This window comes from Micromonospora coriariae, from assembly GCF_900091455.1.
GTDB lineage: Bacteria > Actinomycetota > Actinomycetes > Mycobacteriales > Micromonosporaceae > Micromonospora > Micromonospora coriariae.
The window spans coordinates 5,223,814-5,239,603 of record NZ_LT607412.1 but is presented as its reverse complement, the minus strand read 5'-3'; the positions used below and the strand labels follow the sequence as shown (position 1 = coordinate 5,239,603).

Sequence of the window (15,790 nt, the reverse complement as noted above, 5' to 3'; positions counted from 1 at the left end):
TCGTGTTCAGACACGACCGACATATGCAGTTCCAGGCCAAGCCCGAAAAGCCCGACGCCCTGTTCGCGGTGAAGCTCCAGGAGATCCTCGGCGGCCAGTTCGGCGAGATGACCGTGATGATGCAGTACCTCTGGCAGGGCTGGACCTGCCGGGTCCCCGGCAAGTACAAAGACATGATCATGGACATCGGGACCGAGGAGATCGGTCACGTCGAAATGCTCACCACCATGCTGGCCCGACTCCTGGAAGGCGCCCCGGCGGAGACGACCGAGAAGGCCGTCGCCGCCAATCCCGTCCTCGCCGCGGTCATCGGTGGCATGAACCCGCAGCACGCCATCGTCGCTGGTGGCGGCCCGCTGCCCCGGGACAGCCAGGGCGTGCCGTGGAACAGCGGCTATATCGTCGCCAGCGGCAACCTGCTCGCGGATTTCCGCTCGAACGTCGCCGCCGAGGCGCAGAGCCGCCTACAGACCAGCCGGGTCATGAACATGACCGACGACCCGGGCGTCAAGCAGATGCTGCGGTTCAACCTGGCCCGCGACACCTACCACCAGCAGCAGTGGCTCCTCGGCATCGAGCAGCTCATCGCCGACGGCTACTCCGACCACGGGATCGAGAACTCGAACTTCGACGAGGAGAACAAGGACCACAACCACACCTTCTGGAGCTTCGGCACCGACAGCCAGGCCGGCGAGGGCCGCTGGGCGCAGGGGCCCAGCCTCATCGGCGGACCCGACCTGACCTACCTGGCGCAGGCGACGCCACTGACCGATGACACGGCCCTGCCCCCGCCGCCCGACCCCAAGCTGTACGCCACCTACGACGGCTCCCGGGGCCCGGGCAAGACCGGTGACGCCGCCGGAGCGCACGCCCAGGGAGTCACCAACGTGGTCAAGAAGGTCAAGGACGCCCTGGATTGACACGGGCGTTCACGCCGGTCCCGGTCCAGGGCAGGGGGAAGACCGGGACGGGCTGCCCCATCCGGGCAGCGGTCGATGGACGACGGAGTCGGGGGCGTTCTGACCAGCATTTCGGTCGCCTGGCGGGGTTTCCCAGCCTGATGACCGGGAACTCGCGGCGACCTTCCACGACAGGAGCGGACGCACGATGACGCAACGTTCCACGGTCACCAGCGCCGCGCGGCCGGGCACCGACGTGCTGACCCTCGGCGTGGAGGAGGAATACCTGCTCCTGGATCCGCAAACGGGCGTGAACATGCCGGTGGCCGGCCAGGTGCTGACCGCCCTGCACGGCGAGGCCCGCGAACAGAGCCGTCAGGAGTTCCGGCACAGCATGATCGAGATGGTCACGCCCGTCTGCACGGACCTCGGCGAGCTCCGGGACCAGCTGGTGGAGCTGCGCGAGGCCGCGGAGCGGGCCGCCGCGAACGCGGGTGCACGCCTGGTGGCGGTCGGTGCGACTCCCGTCGCGGAACCACACCGGTCAGTGCCGGACAGGCCGCGTTACCACGCCATGTCGGACCGCTACGGGCCCGTCGCCCACGACCCCGCCGTGTGCGGCTGCCACATCCACGTCGGTATCCCCGACCGCGAACTGGCCGTGCAGGTCTGCAACCACCTGCGGGTCTGGCTGCCGGTCGTCCAGGCGATCACCGTCAACTCACCCCTGCACGACGGGACCGACACCGGCCACGCCAGCTGGCGCTCCATGCAACTCGAACGCTGGCCCAGCATCGGCCCCACCCCGCACTTCGCGTCCACCGCCGACTACGACCAGACCGTCGCCGCGCTGGTCACCGCCGGCGTGATGCTCGACGAGGCGATGGTCTACTGGTACGCCCGCCCGTCCGCCGCCTACCCGACGGTGGAGATCCGGGTTGGCGACGTGTGCTCCACGGTCGACGACACGGTGCTGGTCGCCGGGCTGGTCCGCGCGCTGGTCGCGACCGTGATCGAGGACATCAACGCCGGTGTCGCCGCGCCCCGCGTCCGGGGCTGCCTGGTCTCCGCCGCGCACTGGCGGGCAGCGCACGACGGCCTCGACGGCACCCTGATCGACCTGCGCGCCGGCGGAGCCCGCCCCGCCTGGGAACTCATCGACGAGCTCTTCGCCACCGTCGCACCGGCGCTCCTGCGCCACGGCAACCTCGGCTACGTTCTGGCCCAACTGGCCCGGCTACGCCGTGACGGCACGGGTGCCCGACGACAGCGGCGAACGCTCGAGCGCACCGGCGACCTCCATGCCGTGCTGGATCTGCTTGCGGCACAGACCACCGCCCGGTGACGGCGTAGATCCGCGCGCGCCGGTTCTGTCTGGTCGCTGACCCCCTACCTCCGCCGTCCGGATACGGCGTGGGCGGCGGCGCGCGGCAGCGGGCCCACGTCGGAACGGCGACCGGGACGCAACGCCGCGTGCCGCTGGCCGGGGCCGGCGCCGTCGCGGGCGGCGAGGGCATCCGCGACCGCCCCGGTGGCGAACCCGTAGATGGTCTTGTGCAGCACGTCGACGGCGAGTTCGAAGCGTGGCCAGGTCTGCGGCGGAGCTCCGACTCCGGTGGCGTTCTCCAGGATCTGATCGCTTGTCAGCCGGACCACGGTGAACATTCCCGACGCCCACGGGCCCCGCAGGCCGGCCTGCGCCATGGTGCTGCGCAGTACACCCACGAGCGCTCCCTGTCCGTAGTGCATCGTGAGGTTCCGCCAGCGCGGCTGCCGCTTCGGTGCCTCGGGCATGTCCGTGAGCCGTGCCAGTACGCGGGCCGGCACGTGGGAGTCGGGCCGCCCGGTCACCCGTTGCTCCAGCTTCTCCGCCGCGGTCATCACCGCCGTCCCCGCCAGCCCGGCCACCAGCCCCTGCCACACCGCATGCTTCAGCATGGCCACCCCCTACCCGCCGCTCGGGCGCCTACACCCGCCAAGCTGCGGGCGGAGTCCCGGGCGGTGCGCCTTGCACACCCCTCACGAGACGGCGGTCAGGTGCATCCTGAGCTGTGCCAGCGCCCGGGCATCGTGGCGATCGCGATCACCGCGAGGGGATGCCGTTGCCAGACGGAGCCGGCTGCCAGCCTCGTCTGCTACGGGCCGTCGATGTCACCGGTTGCGTGGTGCCACCAGGCCCGATTCGTAGGCGAGGACCACGAGTTGGGCGCGGTCACGCGCATGGAGCTTGGCCATGGCCCGGTTGACGTGGGTCTTGGCGGTCAGTGGGCTGATCACCATGCGTTCCGCGATCTGGTCGTTGGAAAGGCCCTGCGCGACGAGAGCCACGCTCTCTCGCTCGCGGTTGGTCAGCTCCTCCAGCCGGTCGTCGGCGGGTGTGTGGGGCGGCTCGGTGACGTACCGGTTGATCAGCTTGCGGGTGATCGACGGTGCGAGGAGGGCGTCGCCGCGCGCGGCGACGCGCATGGCGTGCAGGAAGTCCTCCGGCTCGATGTCCTTGACGAGAAATCCGGCGGCTCCGGCCCGCAGGGCGTGGAAGACGTGTTCGTCGAGGCCGTAGTTGGTCAGGATGACGACGTGCACCCGGGCCAGCGCCGGGTCGGCGGCGATGCGCCGGGTCGCCTCGATGCCGTCCATGACCGGCATCTGGATGTCGATGAGCGCGATGTCGGGCAGGTGCTCTCTGGCGAGAGCCAGGCCCTCCTTCCCGTCGGCAGCCTCGGCCACCACCTCGATGTCGTCCTCGACATCGAGGAGCGCGCGGAAGCCGCTGCGAAGGAGCGGCTGGTCATCGACGAGCAGGACGCGGATCATGACGTCCGGCCCACGGGTAGTTCAGCGTGGACGGTGAAGCCGCCCTCGTTGCGTGGTTCCGCGCGCAGGCGACCGCCGAGGGCGGTGACTCGTTCGCGCATTCCGAGCAGCCCGACGCCGGGAATCGGGGTGGTGTCCTGCGTGGCCTTGCCGTCGTCGTCGACTCGGATCGCGAGGGCGTCCGGACGGTAGTCGACCCGGACCGACGCCGTAGCGGCGGCGGCGTGACGGGCGATGTTGGTCAGCGACTCCTGAACGATCCGGTAGGCGGTCCGGTCCATCGCGGCCGGCACGTCGTGCCGTTGTCCTTCGATCGTCAATGTCGCGTCCAGGCCGGTCGCACGGGCCCGTTCCACCAGTTCCGGGAGGTGGTCGAGCCCATGCGGCGGGGTCTCACCGTCGTCGCGCAGCGCTTCTAGGGTCGCGCGCAGTTCCCGGGTCGCCTCCCGACCGGCCTCCCGGATCGCCAGCAGGGCCTCCGGCACCTGTTCGCCACGCCTGCGGGCCAGGTGGACGGCTACTTCCGCCTGCACCTTGATGATCGAGATCTGGTGGGTGAGCGAGTCGTGCAGCTCCCGCGCGATGTGCAGCCGCTCCTCGTCCGCCCGCCGCCGCGCGGTCTCCTCCCTGGTGCGCTCGGCCTCGTCCGCCCGCCGCTCGGCCTGGCGCAGCGCTTCCCCCGCCGCACCGGCGGCGACCAGCCAAGCCACCTCAAGGGCGCCCCGGGCCCGTGCGAGTGCCTCGCCCACGGGCATGTCCTGCGGCGGGGCGAGGGCCGCGAGCGGGAGAGCGGCCAGCATCAGCACGGCCGCCACGACCGTGGTGACGCGGTGGCCCGCCCGCACGGCGGCGTACACCGCGAACAGGAACGCGACGGCGGGCACGTCGAAACCGACCGCCTGGTAACCCACCGCGCACAGCCCGGTGACCGCCAGGACGGGAACCGGAGCCCGGCGGCGCGCGGCCAGCGCCAGGCCACCCGCCGCCAACAGTGCGTAGCCGAGTAGGTAGGTGTCCGTCGCCGGGCGATCCCCGGACCGCCCGGCGAGCAGCAGCACCGACGCCACGCAGACCGCGATCGCCCAATCTCGCACACCCGCCCGAACGCCAGTCCGTCCTGTGCCCATGCGCGCACCCTAGCTGGATGTCTCCGTGGTGCGACTCCTGCTCACGGATGAGCGGTCGCCTACCGCACGCGCAGTACCTTCGCGGCGTCTGCGGCGTCTGCGGCAGCCGGGTGCGCCACCGGCGGCAGCGCAGAGTGCATCCGGCCGCGGGACGACCGGTGGCGCACCCGGCGGCATGCTCAGGCTGTTGTCGAAACGCACGAAAGAGGAGCGAAGCATGAACCGATCCGGCGCCCAGATGTCAGTCCGACTTGTACTTGCCGCCACCGGAGCCGCCCTGCTCGGAGGTCTCGGGTTCGCCGCACCGGCAGCGGCACACGTCTCGGGCCAGCCGATCGCCGCCAGTGTCACCACCATGAGCGCCGGGCGACTCGGGGCACTCGTGGGCGCCGTGCTGGGCCTGGCCGGCGTGATCGTCGGTGGGCTGGCTCTGGCCCGCCCCACCAGTCGTGTCGGCACCGGCAACGGCCGACTCGGAGCCATGACCGCCCTGGCGGTGGGGCTGATCGGCATCGCCCTCGGCGGACTCGTCGTAGCCACCTCAGACAGTGGCATCGGCACCGGCAACGGGCGAGGCGGTGCCTACGTGGCCCTGTTGGTCGGGCTCATCGCGGTGGCTCTCGGTGGTCTGGCGCTGGCTCGCACCCGCCGCACCGGCTGACCGGCGACGCGCGGCGGGTGCGACGGCCGACCTCGACGGTCGTGGGCACGTCACGTGTCACGCCATCATCGGATGTCTATTGCCCGCGGGCAGAACCAGTGGTAGGCATCTTGCAGAAGGTTGATCACCAAGCACCCGGGAGGCGGCCATGATCGTCGCCGCGTCCAGCCACCCGAGCACCCGGATGGTCGGCACCGCGACCACCTCTGTGCGGTAGGGATCGACCGGCGAGTGTTCGAAACCCGGGGCCCGTCCATCGCACCGAGACATCGGCGTACGGATGGCGGGCGTCGCCGCGCCGGCGGCGGTGATCCCCGCAGCCGGCGCGGCGCAACCACGAGCGGCCCTGCCCTTTCGTACCGACCGCTCCCGGCGGTCCCTCGGGCGCGAGCCCCACCGAGCCGGTCGGCCAACCCGGCACGATCTCTCGCACCCCCGAGAAAGGTGGACCAATTCATGAACCACGCGCAGAACGAAGGGCTGAGCCGGCGCCGCATGCTGGGCGGAGCAGCCGGACTGGCCGCCGGCGCCGCGGTGGTGGCCGCGGGGCTGCCGTCCGGTGCCGTCGCCGCTCCCGCGCGGACCGCACCCGACGTCGCCCAGTGGCGCAGGCAGGCCGAACACGTGACGATCACCCGCGATAACTGGGGCATCCCGCACGTGGTGGGCAGGACCGACGCCGACGCGGTGTTCGGGATGATGTACGCCCAGGCCGAGGACGACTTCAACCGGATCGAACGAAACTATCTGGTGAGCCTCGGTCGCCTCGCCGAGGCCGAGGGCGAGAGCGCCATCTGGCAGGACCTGCGCCAGCGGCTGTACGTCGACCCCTCGGCACTGAAGCGGGACTATGCGCACTGCCCGTCCTGGCTGCGCAAACTGATGCAGGCGTGGGCCGACGGGCTGAACTACTACCTCGCGACACACCCCGAGGTGCAGCCGCGGGTGATCAGGCGGTTCGAGCCGTGGATGCCGCTGAGCTTCTCCGAAGGCAGCATCGGCGGCGACATCGAGCGTGTGCCACTCACCCAGCTCGAAGCCTTCTACAGCGGGCGCTCGGTGCCGATGACCGATGAGGAGCGCGGGCTGCTGTTCCGCGAGCCCAGCGGCTCGAACGGCATGGCGATCGCGCCGAGCCACACGCGCAACGGCCACGCGCTGCTGCTGATCAACCCGCACACCAGCTTCTTCTTCCGCTCCGAGCAGCACGTGACGAGCCAGGAAGGGCTCAACGCCTACGGCGCGGCCACCTGGGGACAGTTCTTCATCTACCAGGGCTTCAACCCGAACACCGGCTGGATGCACACGTCGAGCGGCGTCGACAACGTCGACGAGTTCGCCGAGACGATCGTGACCGGCACCGATGGGCGGCACTCCTACCGCTACGGCAACGCGCTGCGGCCGGTGCGGACGAAGACGATCACGCTGTCGTATCGCACGGCCGATGGCGGACGCGCTCAGCGCGGCTTCACCACCTTCGCCACCCACCACGGCCCGATCGTCCGAGAGGCGGACGGCAAGTGGATCGCGTTCGCGCTGATGAACAAGCCCGTCGAGGCGCTGCAGCAGAGCTTCCTGCGTACCAAGACGCGGGACTACGCGGACTTCATTCAGGTGGCGGGCCTCAAGGCAAACAGCTCGAACAACACGCTCTTCGCGGACTCCAAGGGCGAGACCGCGTTCCTCGTGCCGCAGTTCATGCCGAGGCGCGACGACCGCTTCGACTACCGCAGGCCGGTCGACGGCAGCGACCCGGCGACCGACTGGCGCGGACTGCACAGTCTCCGGAGTCTCCCCCAAGCGGTCAACCCGAGAAACGGCTGGGCGTTCAACACGAACAACTGGCCCTGGACCGCGGCCGGCCCGGACAGCCCCGACGCCGCCGACTATCCGCGCTACTTCGACCAGGCCGGGGAGAACCCCCGCGGACCGCAGGCGATCCGGGTGCTCGGCGCGCGGAACGACTTCACCCCGCAGACACTCATCGCGGCGGCCTTCGACACCTACCTCACCGCCTTCGCCCGGCTCGTGCCCGGGCTGGTCGCGGCGTGGGACAAGCTGCCCGAGGGCAACGAGCAGAAGGAGGCGCTCGCCGGCCCGATCGACCTGCTGCGGGACTGGAACTACCGCTGGTCCGCCCAGTCGACCGCGACCTCGCTGGCGGTGTTCTGGGGGGAGGCGCTCTGGGCGCCCCTGTCCCAGGCGGCGCGCGACGCGGGCATGTCGATGTGGGACTACCTGGCCGAGCGCGCCACCGACGCGCAGCGGCTCACGGCCCTCGATGCCGCGGCGGATCGGCTGACGCAGGATTTCGGCAGCTGGCAGGTGCCCTGGGGCGAGATCAACCGCTTCCAGCGCAACGACGGCGCGATCGTCCAGACGTTCGACGACGCCAAGCCGAGCAGTCCGGTGCCCTTCACCTCCGCGCAGTGGGGCTCGCTCGCCTCGTTCGGGGCGCGGCGCTACCCGGGAACGAAGCGCTACTACGGCACCAGCGGCAACAGCTTCGTGGCGGTCGTGGAGTTCGGGCCGAGGCTGCGGGCCTGGGCCGTGACGGCGGGAGGCGCGAGCGGCCACCCGGACTCGCCGCACTTCAACGACCAGGCCGAACGCTACGCGAGCGGCAACCTCCGGCCCGTCTACTTCTACCCGGAGGACCTCAAGGGCCATGTCGAGCGACGCTACCGGCCGGGAACATGACCCGTCGCCGCCGTCGCCATCGGCGGGGCGCTCGTCCACATCGGCGACGATGACGCCGACGTAGGGCAGTTCGTCGACGTCGTCGCGTGTTCCGGCCGGTCACCCGGTCGCTGCACGCGTCGGCGTCGGCGCTGGCCCTGCGCGATCCGCCGCTGTGCCGCGGGCCGGATGGTGAGCGCCACCTCTGCCGGCTCAGGAGGTGGCGAGGGTGTGGAGCATTTCGGTGGTCGCCGGGTCGGCCGGGAAGAATGCCTCGACTGCCAATCCGGAAACGGTGACATCCAGCGGTGTGCCGAAGAGGGTCGTGGTGCTGATGAACGACAGCGCCTGGTCGTTGTGGCGGTACCGGAGCGGAACGACGACGTGCGAAACGGCGTCGTTGACCGGTGCCGCGTGGCCGTTGCCGCCGGGATAGCCGCGCAGTTCCTCGTGCAGGTCGTACAGAACCGGGTCGTTGGTTGCCGCGGCCTGCTGGCGCAGCCGGTTGAGCAGGTGGGCGCGCCACTCCGGCAGGTTGAGGATTCGCGGTGCCATGCCGTCGGGGTGCAGGCTGAGCCGCAGCACGTTGATCGGTGGTGTGCGAAGGTGCGGCTGCGCACCGGCGGTGAACAGGGCGCCGGCAGGGTTGGCTTCGACGAGATGCCAGTGCCGGTCGATGAGGAGCGCCGGGTACGGGCTGTGTCCGTCGAGGATCTGCCGTACGGCGGCACGTACCGGCGCCAGTTCCGGATCATTCAGCTCGTGACTGGGGTAGGCGGGCGCGTAGCCGCCGGCGAGCAGCATCCTGTTGCGCTCCGCCAACGGCATCTCAAGTTGCTCCGCCAGCCGCAGGATCAGTTCCGGGCTCGGCCGGGATCGCCCGGTCTCGACGAAGCTCAGGTGCCGGGCCGACACCCCCGCCTCGATCGACAGGTCGAGCTGACTCATTCCGCGAGTTCGGCGCCAGTCGCGCAGCAGCTCCCCCACCGGTCGTCCCGGCCTGGTCATGGTCGTCACGCCACCGACCCTAATGACCGCGTCGGCGTGGCAGCCATTACCTGCGACGTAATCGACAGCCCGCCACGGCGCCGGAAATCATCTTCTCCAGAGGCGAGGATTCCTGACGAACGAGGAGAGATCCATGGCAACCACATTCGACGAGCTGGCCGAGCGGTACATCGCGATCTGGAACGAGACCGATCCGGCGAGGCGGCGCCGCGACATCGACGACCTGTGGGCCCCCGAGGGCCGCTACGTCGACCCGCTGGCCGTCGCCGAGGGCCGGGACGCGATCGACGCGACGATCGCCGCCGTGCAGAGCCAGTTTCCCGGCATGACGTTCCGGTTGGCCGGACCGGTCGACGGCCACCACAACCAGGCCCGCTTCACCTGGGAGCTCGGGCCGGAGAACGTCGAGGCACCGATCGTCGGCTTCGACGTCGCGGTGACCGACGCCAGCGGACGGCTGACGCAGGTGCTGGGTTTCCTGGACCGACTCCCAGCGGCCTGAGGCCCCCGCGGGGGCAGCGGCCACCGCCGGCCGCCCCCGCTGCTCGCCACCACCGGCACCAGCGCCGGGAACTGACCCGAACGGAGACCCATGACCGCGTACGCGCTCGCACACCTGCGCAAGGCACCAATCCACACCGACGTGCTGGAGTACCTGGAGCGCATCCAGGCCACCCTCGCCCCCTTCGAGGGCCGGTTCATCGTCCACGGCGGGAGCGTCGACGTGCTGGAAGGCGACTGGCCCGGTGACGTGGTGATCATCGAATTTCCCGACCTGGTCACCGCCCACTCCTGGTACCACTCCAGCGTCTACCAGGAGATCAAACCCCTGCGGACGAGGCACCTCACCGGCGAGGTGATCCTCGTCGAGGGAATCGAGACCGACCACAGCTCGTCGCGGATGGCTGCCCATCTCCGTCGTGCCGACAATCTCTAGCGGCGGAAGGGCGGCGGGCCATGCGGGTGACGATGACGAGTGCCGCGGCACGGCCCGGCCGCGTGAACGAGGACTTCACCGGCGCCGTACCGACGGCAGCGGTGCTGATCGACGGCGCTGGCATTCCCGGCGCCGAGTCGACCTGTCGGCACGGCGTGGCCTGGTACGCCAGCCGCCTGGGAGGCAGCCTTCTCAGCCTCCTGTCACTCGTGCCGGACCGCAGCCTTCCGGCGCTGCTCGCCGAGGCCATCGAGCAGGTGACGAGCGTTCACCGGGACACCTGCGACGTCGCCGACCCCATCAGTCCGTCGGCGACCGTGGCGATCCTGCGCCTGTCCGACGGCCTCATCGAGCACCTGGTGCTCGGTGACTCGGTCGTCGTACTCGACCGGACGGATGCCGCGCCCCTCGTCGTCTCCGATCCCCGAGAGGTGATCATCAGTCGGTCGTACCAGTCCGCGCTCGAGGCCGTCGTCGACGACAGCGACGAGTACCGCCGGATCCTCCGGGACCTGCGCGCCAACCGGAACCAGCCGGGCGGCTTCTGGGTGGCCAAGGACGACCCGCGGGCGGCGGACGAGGCGATCACCGGCAGTTGTTCGGTCTCCGGGCTGACCGGCGCCGTCCTGCTCAGCAACGGAGCCAGCCGCATCGTGGACCGGTTTCGGCTCGCCGACTGGCCAGAGGTCATGGCCGTCCTGACGTCGAGCGGACCGGCCGAGATCATCCGCCGTGTCCGGCAGGCGGAGGCGCGCCACGCCGTGGCGGCGGACGACGCGACGATCGCACACTGCACCGATTTCGGCGGGACATGATTCGGTGTGCCGCCGGGCTGGCCAGCCCGGTTTCCACGCCGGTTGCCGGGGTACCGCCGCTGGCAGGACCGAGGGAGGGACGCACCGGATGAGCGAGCGGGAACAGCACCGCGATGCCGACCGCATCGGGGTGCCGCAGGACGCGGCGGCGAAGCGGACCCGGGCGGCGCAGGATGCGCACGGCGGCAGCATGGCGCCGGGCGTGGTGGACGACACCGGCCACCCGGTCACCGCGGCGCCGGCCGACCGCGTGGCCGACACCGACGGCGACGGCTCAGTTCGTCAGGTCGTCGGGCGGACCTCGATCACCAGCCCGTCCACCGGTCGGGTGGGGATGCGGTGCAGAGGGATGCTCAGGTCCTGCTCGGGCATCGTGTAGTCCAGGCGGGCCAGCCGCACGGCGAGGTCCCGCAGCAGCGCCACGGTGATCAGCTCCCCGGGGCAGCGGTGGCCGGTGCGTGGATCCCCACCGCCCTGCGGCACCAGCTCGAACGACCCGATCTCCCGATCGAGGAACCGCTCCGGACGGAAGTGGTACGGCTCCGGCCAGAGCCGCCGATCGTGGTTCTGCCCGTACAGATCGAGCAGCACGATCGCTCCGGCCGGGACGCGTACCCCGTCCCACGCCAGGTCGGTCACCGCCCGCCCACCGACGAACGGCGCGAACGGGTAGAACCGGCGGACCTCGTGCGCGTACGCCTCGGTGAACGCCGGCTCGTCCGCGCGGAGCCGGTCCCGATGCGCCGGCCAGCGGTGCAGGGCATGCCCGGCGAAGGCCACGAACCAGCTCACCGCGACCGTGGGCCGGATGATGTTGAGCAGCTCGACCGCCGCGGCACAGGCGTCCAGTGGTGGGCCGTCGGCGTCCCGATGCTCGGCCACCGCCGCGACCGCGGATCCCGCCGTGGCCTTCGTCTCGCCCCGGCGCACCTGCTCGATCAGGGTGGCCAGCCAGTTCTCCCGGCGCGTCCGAGCCCGCCGGGCCCGCCAGTGCCGGGGGCCGGCGGTGGCGAAGCCGTCGACCATGGCGACGAGGTCGGCGGCGAGCGCCGGCACCTCGGCCGGCGCCAGCGGAATGCCGGTCCAGTCGCAGACCGCCCGGGTCAGCACCCGGCTCACCTCGTCGAAGAGCACCACCGGGCCGCCGGTCGACCAGTCCCGGGTACCCGCCTGCCACGCCGCACCGACCCGCTCGACCAGGCCGTCGATGCCGCCGTTCATCAGCAGCCCCACGAACAACTCCTTGCGGACGCGGTGCGCCGCGCCGTCGAGGGTGTGCACCGCGCCGTGACCGAACAGGGTGCTCCGCACCGGCCCCGGGATCGCCCCGTGCCGGCGGACGTTCTGCTCGTCGTAGAAGAACCGCGCCGCCGCCGGACCGCGCAGGGCCATGACGGGCTGCCCCAGCAGCCGGGTCCGCAGGACGTCCGCGTCGGCCCGGCGCAGCCGGTTTGGCAGCCAGGCGTAGCCCTCCAGGGCGAGCGGGAGGGCGTCGTCGAGGCGCATGGTGGAGCGTTTCGGCATGGGTGCAGTCCTGCCCGGTGGACCGGGCGGCAAACCACCAGCCCGCCAGGGGCTCCACACCGGCCAGCTGCATCCCGAGTTTCCCTCGGGAGCCCGATCCCGGCACGAGCGCGCGTCGCAGGTGGAGAATCAGCGCGCGTGCGGTGCACGATCGGGCTCCCGGAGGATCGGGATCGTCACCTCCCCCGCGAAGGCGACTAATTGCCGACGGGTACCTGGTCCTTGACCTCGTCGTAGCCGATCTTGGTCGGTGCCGCGGTCGGCGAGTAGATCACGCGGATCACGCCCGTCGGAAACGCCTCGGTCGCAGTCACCTTCAGGTGGTACGGCGCGTCCCCCTCGTCGAACAGCTTGCGGCCCTTGCGCGCCGCTACCGGATGCACCAGGAGCCGCAGCTCATCGACCAGCCCTGCGGCGAGCAGTTGCTGAACCACGGAGATCGACCCGGGGATGAGGATGCCCTTGATGCCGGCGTCGGCCTTGAGGGCGGTCACGGCACCGATGAGGTCGCCCTTCATCAGCTCCGAGTTGCGCCAGGAGAACTCCAGCGGCTGGCGCGAGACGACCACCTTGCGTACGTCTCCGAGCTGCTTGGCGAACGGCGCGTCCTCGCCACCCGCGGCCTCGCGGTCCGGCCATGCTCCGGCGAAGCTGTCATAGGTTTCGCGTCCGATGAGCAGCACGTCGGAGGTGTCATAGTCCTCGCCGACGGCGCGACCCATGTTGTCGTCGAAGTACGGGAAGTGCCAATCGGGGTCGATCTCCGCCACACCGTCGGCAGAGATGAACAGCGTGGAGATGAGCTTTGCCATCGGGCAGATCCCTTCGTGTCAGGTGGTGTCGCTGGTAGACCGGCGCATCATCCCAAACTCATCGGCCGACCACGGGTCACTGGCGGCGAGAAGTTCGACATTTCGCGCTCGTCGGGAAGCATCACCCCGGACCGCGGCGCAGCACCGTGCCCACCGGCGGTCGCTGTAGGTTGCGGAGTCATGGCCACGACCGCCGACGTCCGTCACGACCTTGCCAGCCTCGCCGACCCACGTCGGGCGGAGGGATCGAGCCGGTTTCTGCAGATGATTCCGGGCGGGTACGGCGAGGGCGACCGGGCCATCGGTGTCTCCGTGCCGGAGCAGCGCAGGGTGGCCGCCCGGTACTGGCGTGACCTCTCCCTCTCCCAGGCAGCGGAGCTGCTGAGCAGCGGCGTGCACGAGGAGAGGCTGACGTCGCTGTTCATCCTGGTGCGGAAGTTCACCAAGGGCGACGAGGAGGAACAGGGCGAGATCTTCCGCCTCGTCCTGGCCAACACCGGCCGCATCAACAACTGGGACCTGGTGGACTCGTCCGCGCCGTACATCGTCGGCCCCTGGTTGATCGACAAGGACCGGAGCGTCCTGGATCGGTTGGCCGGGTCAAGCCTGGTGTGGGACCGGCGCATCGCCATCATGGCGACGTTCGCCTTCATCAAGGCGGGTGACTTCGACTGGACCTTCCGCCTCAGCGAACGGCTCCTGCGCGACCCGCACGACCTGGTTCACAAGGCGGTCGGCTGGATGCTGCGCGAGGTGGGCAATCGGAACAGAGCGGCGGAGGAGGAGTTCCTGGCCCGGCACTACCGGGCCATGCCGCGGGTCATGCTGCGGTACGCGATCGAGAAGTTCGAACCGCAGCGACGCGTGGACTACCTGACCGGCGTGGTCCAGTTGACTGATGACGCCGGGTGGTCGGCTCGTTGACACGTCCCCCACGAACCGGCAGGTGCGGATGCCGGAGCACTACTCGTCCAGGAGTTGTTCGCGCAGGATGTCCGCGTGCCCGCAGTGCTGGGCGAGCTCGCGCAGCATGTGGAGGTACACCCAGCGCAACGGAAGCGGGCCCCGCCGGTTGCCGTGCACCAAGTCGTCCAGCCCCAGGGATGACGTCGCGCGGCGTGACGCCTGGCATGCCTCGTCGTGTGCTCGCCGCACGGTGTCGACCGTGTCGTCGTCATCGAGGATGAAGGACTCGTCGGGCGTAGCGGGGATGCCGATCTCGGCCCGTGGCCGGCACGTGATGGCTTCGTCGAACCAGACCTTCTCGACGAAGGTCGCGTGCTTCACCAGGCCCAGCAGCGTGGTGCGGGACGGCACCAATGACCGGCGCGCCTGCTCCTCGGTCAGCCCGTCCAAGCAGTCATTGAGCGCGCGGCGGTGCTCATCGAGAAACGCCTCGAACTGGTCCTTGGCCGGCCGGGCGATCACGTCTTCGGCGAACGTCGCCGGGAAGGAGGACATGTGCGAAGCATCCCACGGCACCGGTGAGCCGGCCCCGTCGCTGCGCGGCGGGGCCGGCTCGACCGGCCAAGCGCCCGGTCAGCTGTTCAGCGTGGCGAGCAGGGCGGTGGCCATGCCCTGCTCACCCCGGGCGTTCGGGTGGAACGGAGCAGCCGAGTTCTGTGGCACCAGTCCCTCAACCCATCGGGTGCCGCTGCCCTTGCACGCGTCGCGGCCGATCGACGGGGTGTAGACGTCGGAGTAGGTGGCGCCGTTCGCGGTCGCGGTGCTGGCCAGCATCGCGTTGAGCGACTTTTCGATGCCGCGCAGGTACGGCACGTCCTGGTACGCGATCGGGACGACGGGCCAGCAGCCGTATCCGGTGTCCGGCAGGATCGCCGGGTACCCGAGCACCACGACCCGCGCGCCGGGCGCGGCCCGGCGGACCGCCTGCAGCACGGCGGCCACCTTCGGCGTGGCACCGGCGATCCGAGCCTGCAACTGGTCGGTGCCGCCGGCGGTGTACCGGTTCTTGCACGGAGATCCGAGCGGGCTGCTGAGGCTGGCCTCCGCACAGTCGCTGATGATCCCGGAGAAGCCGATGTCGTTGCCGCCGATCTGCACCGTCACCAGCGCTGTGTTCGACGTGACCGCGCTGAGCTGCGGTGGCAGCTCGATGCCCAACTGGCCGCTGCCACCGTAGAGGATGTCGTCCGTGGTGGCGCCGGAACAGCTCACGTCGGCCAACGACGACGCACCGGACGCGGCGACCAGCGAGGGGTAGTTGCGGTTGGACCGTAGGCAGTTGAGGTCGACCTGGGTGGGGATCAGCGGACCGGCGGTGTACGAGTCGCCCAGCGCCACGTAGCGGCCGGCGGGCACGGCGGCGCTGGCGGGTGTGGCGACGGCGAGCAGCATGCCGACGGTGGCCACGGCGAGTGCGGCCAACCGGGTCGCTGCCGGCAGGAACGGCAGGCGGGGACGGGTCATGACGCCTCCCAAGGGGGATGACGGTGGTGGTGCCGAGATCCTGCCGCCGCCAACGCCGAACGTCAATATAGATAGATCTGACTA

At 70.6% G+C, this 15,790-nt stretch carries 16 protein-coding genes; 8 read left to right on the top strand and 8 right to left on the bottom strand.

Annotation, left to right across the window (positions count from 1 at the left end; all coding sequences use genetic code 11):
* Positions 1 to 2 precede the first annotated feature (2 nt).
* Positions 3 to 920 (top strand): manganese catalase family protein, encoded by a 918-nt coding sequence (locus GA0070607_RS24400; protein ID WP_089020255.1) that lies wholly within the window; start codon positions 3 to 5, stop codon positions 918 to 920.
* 187 nt (positions 921 to 1,107) lie between these two features.
* Positions 1,108 to 2,244 carry a carboxylate-amine ligase gene (locus tag GA0070607_RS24395; protein ID WP_089020254.1) on the top strand — a complete coding sequence of 379 codons (1,137 nt, stop codon included), beginning with the start codon at positions 1,108 to 1,110 and terminating at the stop codon, positions 2,242 to 2,244.
* A gap of 44 nt (positions 2,245 to 2,288) precedes the next feature.
* Here GA0070607_RS24395 and GA0070607_RS24390 read toward each other — a convergent pair whose 3' ends face one another.
* From GA0070607_RS24390 to GA0070607_RS24380, 3 genes are all read right to left on the bottom strand, one after another.
* Complete coding sequence (locus GA0070607_RS24390) at positions 2,289 to 2,837, bottom strand: hypothetical protein (protein WP_089022076.1); 549 nt, start codon at positions 2,835 to 2,837, stop codon at positions 2,289 to 2,291.
* 213 nt (positions 2,838 to 3,050) lie between these two features.
* A complete protein-coding gene (locus tag GA0070607_RS24385) occupies positions 3,051 to 3,713 on the bottom strand; it encodes a response regulator (protein WP_089020253.1) in 663 nt (220 codons plus the stop codon).
* A complete protein-coding gene (locus GA0070607_RS24380; RefSeq protein WP_089020252.1) occupies positions 3,710 to 4,840 on the bottom strand; it encodes a sensor histidine kinase in 1,131 nt (376 codons plus the stop codon). Before GA0070607_RS24380 ends, GA0070607_RS24385 begins: the two co-directional genes overlap by 4 nt.
* Before the next feature lie 217 nt (positions 4,841 to 5,057).
* Between GA0070607_RS24380 and GA0070607_RS24375 the strand changes: the two genes are divergently transcribed.
* Positions 5,058 to 5,501: a DUF6223 family protein gene (locus GA0070607_RS24375; protein WP_197701152.1), complete on the top strand. Its 444-nt coding sequence runs from the start codon at positions 5,058 to 5,060 to the stop codon at positions 5,499 to 5,501.
* Positions 5,502 to 5,957: 456 nt separating this feature from the next.
* Positions 5,958 to 8,201, top strand: coding sequence for a penicillin acylase family protein (locus GA0070607_RS24370; protein WP_197701151.1), 2,244 nt, complete (start codon positions 5,958 to 5,960; stop codon positions 8,199 to 8,201).
* A gap of 192 nt (positions 8,202 to 8,393) precedes the next feature.
* Here GA0070607_RS24370 and GA0070607_RS24365 read toward each other — a convergent pair whose 3' ends face one another.
* Positions 8,394 to 9,188 carry a helix-turn-helix domain-containing protein gene (locus GA0070607_RS24365; protein WP_089020251.1) on the bottom strand — a complete coding sequence of 265 codons (795 nt, stop codon included), beginning with the start codon at positions 9,186 to 9,188 and terminating at the stop codon, positions 8,394 to 8,396.
* 133 nt (positions 9,189 to 9,321) lie between these two features.
* Here GA0070607_RS24365 and GA0070607_RS24360 point away from each other — a divergent pair, with 133 nt between their 5' ends.
* From GA0070607_RS24360 to GA0070607_RS24350, 3 genes are all read left to right on the top strand, one after another.
* Positions 9,322 to 9,690, top strand: a complete 369-nt coding sequence (locus tag GA0070607_RS24360; protein ID WP_089020250.1) for a nuclear transport factor 2 family protein — start codon at positions 9,322 to 9,324, stop codon at positions 9,688 to 9,690.
* Positions 9,691 to 9,780: 90 nt separating this feature from the next.
* Positions 9,781 to 10,125 (top strand): DUF1330 domain-containing protein, encoded by a 345-nt coding sequence (locus tag GA0070607_RS24355; RefSeq protein WP_089020249.1) that lies wholly within the window; start codon positions 9,781 to 9,783, stop codon positions 10,123 to 10,125.
* Positions 10,126 to 10,157: 32 nt separating this feature from the next.
* Positions 10,158 to 10,940 carry a protein phosphatase 2C domain-containing protein gene (locus GA0070607_RS24350; protein ID WP_089022073.1) on the top strand — a complete coding sequence of 261 codons (783 nt, stop codon included), beginning with the start codon at positions 10,158 to 10,160 and terminating at the stop codon, positions 10,938 to 10,940.
* Positions 10,941 to 11,222: 282 nt separating this feature from the next.
* On the opposite strand, the gene GA0070607_RS24340 is transcribed toward GA0070607_RS24350, so the two are convergent.
* Positions 11,223 to 12,464 (bottom strand): cytochrome P450, encoded by a 1,242-nt coding sequence (locus GA0070607_RS24340; protein WP_231930261.1) that lies wholly within the window; start codon positions 12,462 to 12,464, stop codon positions 11,223 to 11,225.
* A 197-nt stretch (positions 12,465 to 12,661) separates the two neighbouring features.
* Positions 12,662 to 13,276, bottom strand: a complete 615-nt coding sequence (locus tag GA0070607_RS24335; RefSeq protein ID WP_089020247.1) for a dihydrofolate reductase family protein — start codon at positions 13,274 to 13,276, stop codon at positions 12,662 to 12,664.
* A gap of 180 nt (positions 13,277 to 13,456) precedes the next feature.
* On the opposite strand from GA0070607_RS24335, the gene GA0070607_RS24330 reads away from it, so the two are divergent.
* Complete coding sequence (locus GA0070607_RS24330; protein WP_089020246.1) at positions 13,457 to 14,200, top strand: DNA alkylation repair protein; 744 nt, start codon at positions 13,457 to 13,459, stop codon at positions 14,198 to 14,200.
* 39 nt (positions 14,201 to 14,239) lie between these two features.
* Here GA0070607_RS24330 and GA0070607_RS24325 read toward each other — a convergent pair whose 3' ends face one another.
* Both GA0070607_RS24325 and GA0070607_RS24320 read right to left on the bottom strand, forming a co-directional pair.
* Positions 14,240 to 14,737, bottom strand: coding sequence for a DinB family protein (locus GA0070607_RS24325; protein ID WP_089020245.1), 498 nt, complete (start codon positions 14,735 to 14,737; stop codon positions 14,240 to 14,242).
* Between the two features lie 78 nt (positions 14,738 to 14,815).
* A complete protein-coding gene (locus GA0070607_RS24320) occupies positions 14,816 to 15,706 on the bottom strand; it encodes an SGNH/GDSL hydrolase family protein (protein WP_089020244.1) in 891 nt (296 codons plus the stop codon).
* Between the last annotated feature and the right edge of the window lie 84 nt (positions 15,707 to 15,790).

Excerpts from the sequence above, each read along its gene's own strand:
- GA0070607_RS24350 (WP_089022073.1), top strand. The coding sequence starts at position 10,158 with ATGACGAGTGCCGCGGCACGGCCCGGCCGCGTGAACGAGGACTTCACC.
- GA0070607_RS24365 (WP_089020251.1), bottom strand. The coding sequence starts at position 9,188 with ATGACCAGGCCGGGACGACCGGTGGGGGAGCTGCTGCGCGACTGGCGC.
- GA0070607_RS24340 (WP_231930261.1), bottom strand. The coding sequence starts at position 12,464 with ATGCCGAAACGCTCCACCATGCGCCTCGACGACGCCCTCCCGCTCGCC.
- GA0070607_RS24370 (WP_197701151.1), top strand. The coding sequence starts at position 5,958 with ATGAACCACGCGCAGAACGAAGGGCTGAGCCGGCGCCGCATGCTGGGC.
- GA0070607_RS24385 (WP_089020253.1), bottom strand. The coding sequence starts at position 3,713 with ATGATCCGCGTCCTGCTCGTCGATGACCAGCCGCTCCTTCGCAGCGGC.
- GA0070607_RS24335 (WP_089020247.1), bottom strand. The coding sequence starts at position 13,276 with ATGGCAAAGCTCATCTCCACGCTGTTCATCTCTGCCGACGGTGTGGCG.
- GA0070607_RS24395 (WP_089020254.1), top strand. The coding sequence starts at position 1,108 with ATGACGCAACGTTCCACGGTCACCAGCGCCGCGCGGCCGGGCACCGAC.
- GA0070607_RS24330 (WP_089020246.1), top strand. The coding sequence starts at position 13,457 with ATGGCCACGACCGCCGACGTCCGTCACGACCTTGCCAGCCTCGCCGAC.
- GA0070607_RS24360 (WP_089020250.1), top strand. The coding sequence starts at position 9,322 with ATGGCAACCACATTCGACGAGCTGGCCGAGCGGTACATCGCGATCTGG.
- GA0070607_RS24390 (WP_089022076.1), bottom strand. The coding sequence starts at position 2,837 with ATGCTGAAGCATGCGGTGTGGCAGGGGCTGGTGGCCGGGCTGGCGGGG.
- GA0070607_RS24325 (WP_089020245.1), bottom strand. The coding sequence starts at position 14,737 with ATGTCCTCCTTCCCGGCGACGTTCGCCGAAGACGTGATCGCCCGGCCG.
- GA0070607_RS24375 (WP_197701152.1), top strand. The coding sequence starts at position 5,058 with ATGAACCGATCCGGCGCCCAGATGTCAGTCCGACTTGTACTTGCCGCC.
- GA0070607_RS24355 (WP_089020249.1), top strand. The coding sequence starts at position 9,781 with ATGACCGCGTACGCGCTCGCACACCTGCGCAAGGCACCAATCCACACC.
- GA0070607_RS24380 (WP_089020252.1), bottom strand. The coding sequence starts at position 4,840 with ATGGGCACAGGACGGACTGGCGTTCGGGCGGGTGTGCGAGATTGGGCG.
- GA0070607_RS24320 (WP_089020244.1), bottom strand. The coding sequence starts at position 15,706 with ATGACCCGTCCCCGCCTGCCGTTCCTGCCGGCAGCGACCCGGTTGGCC.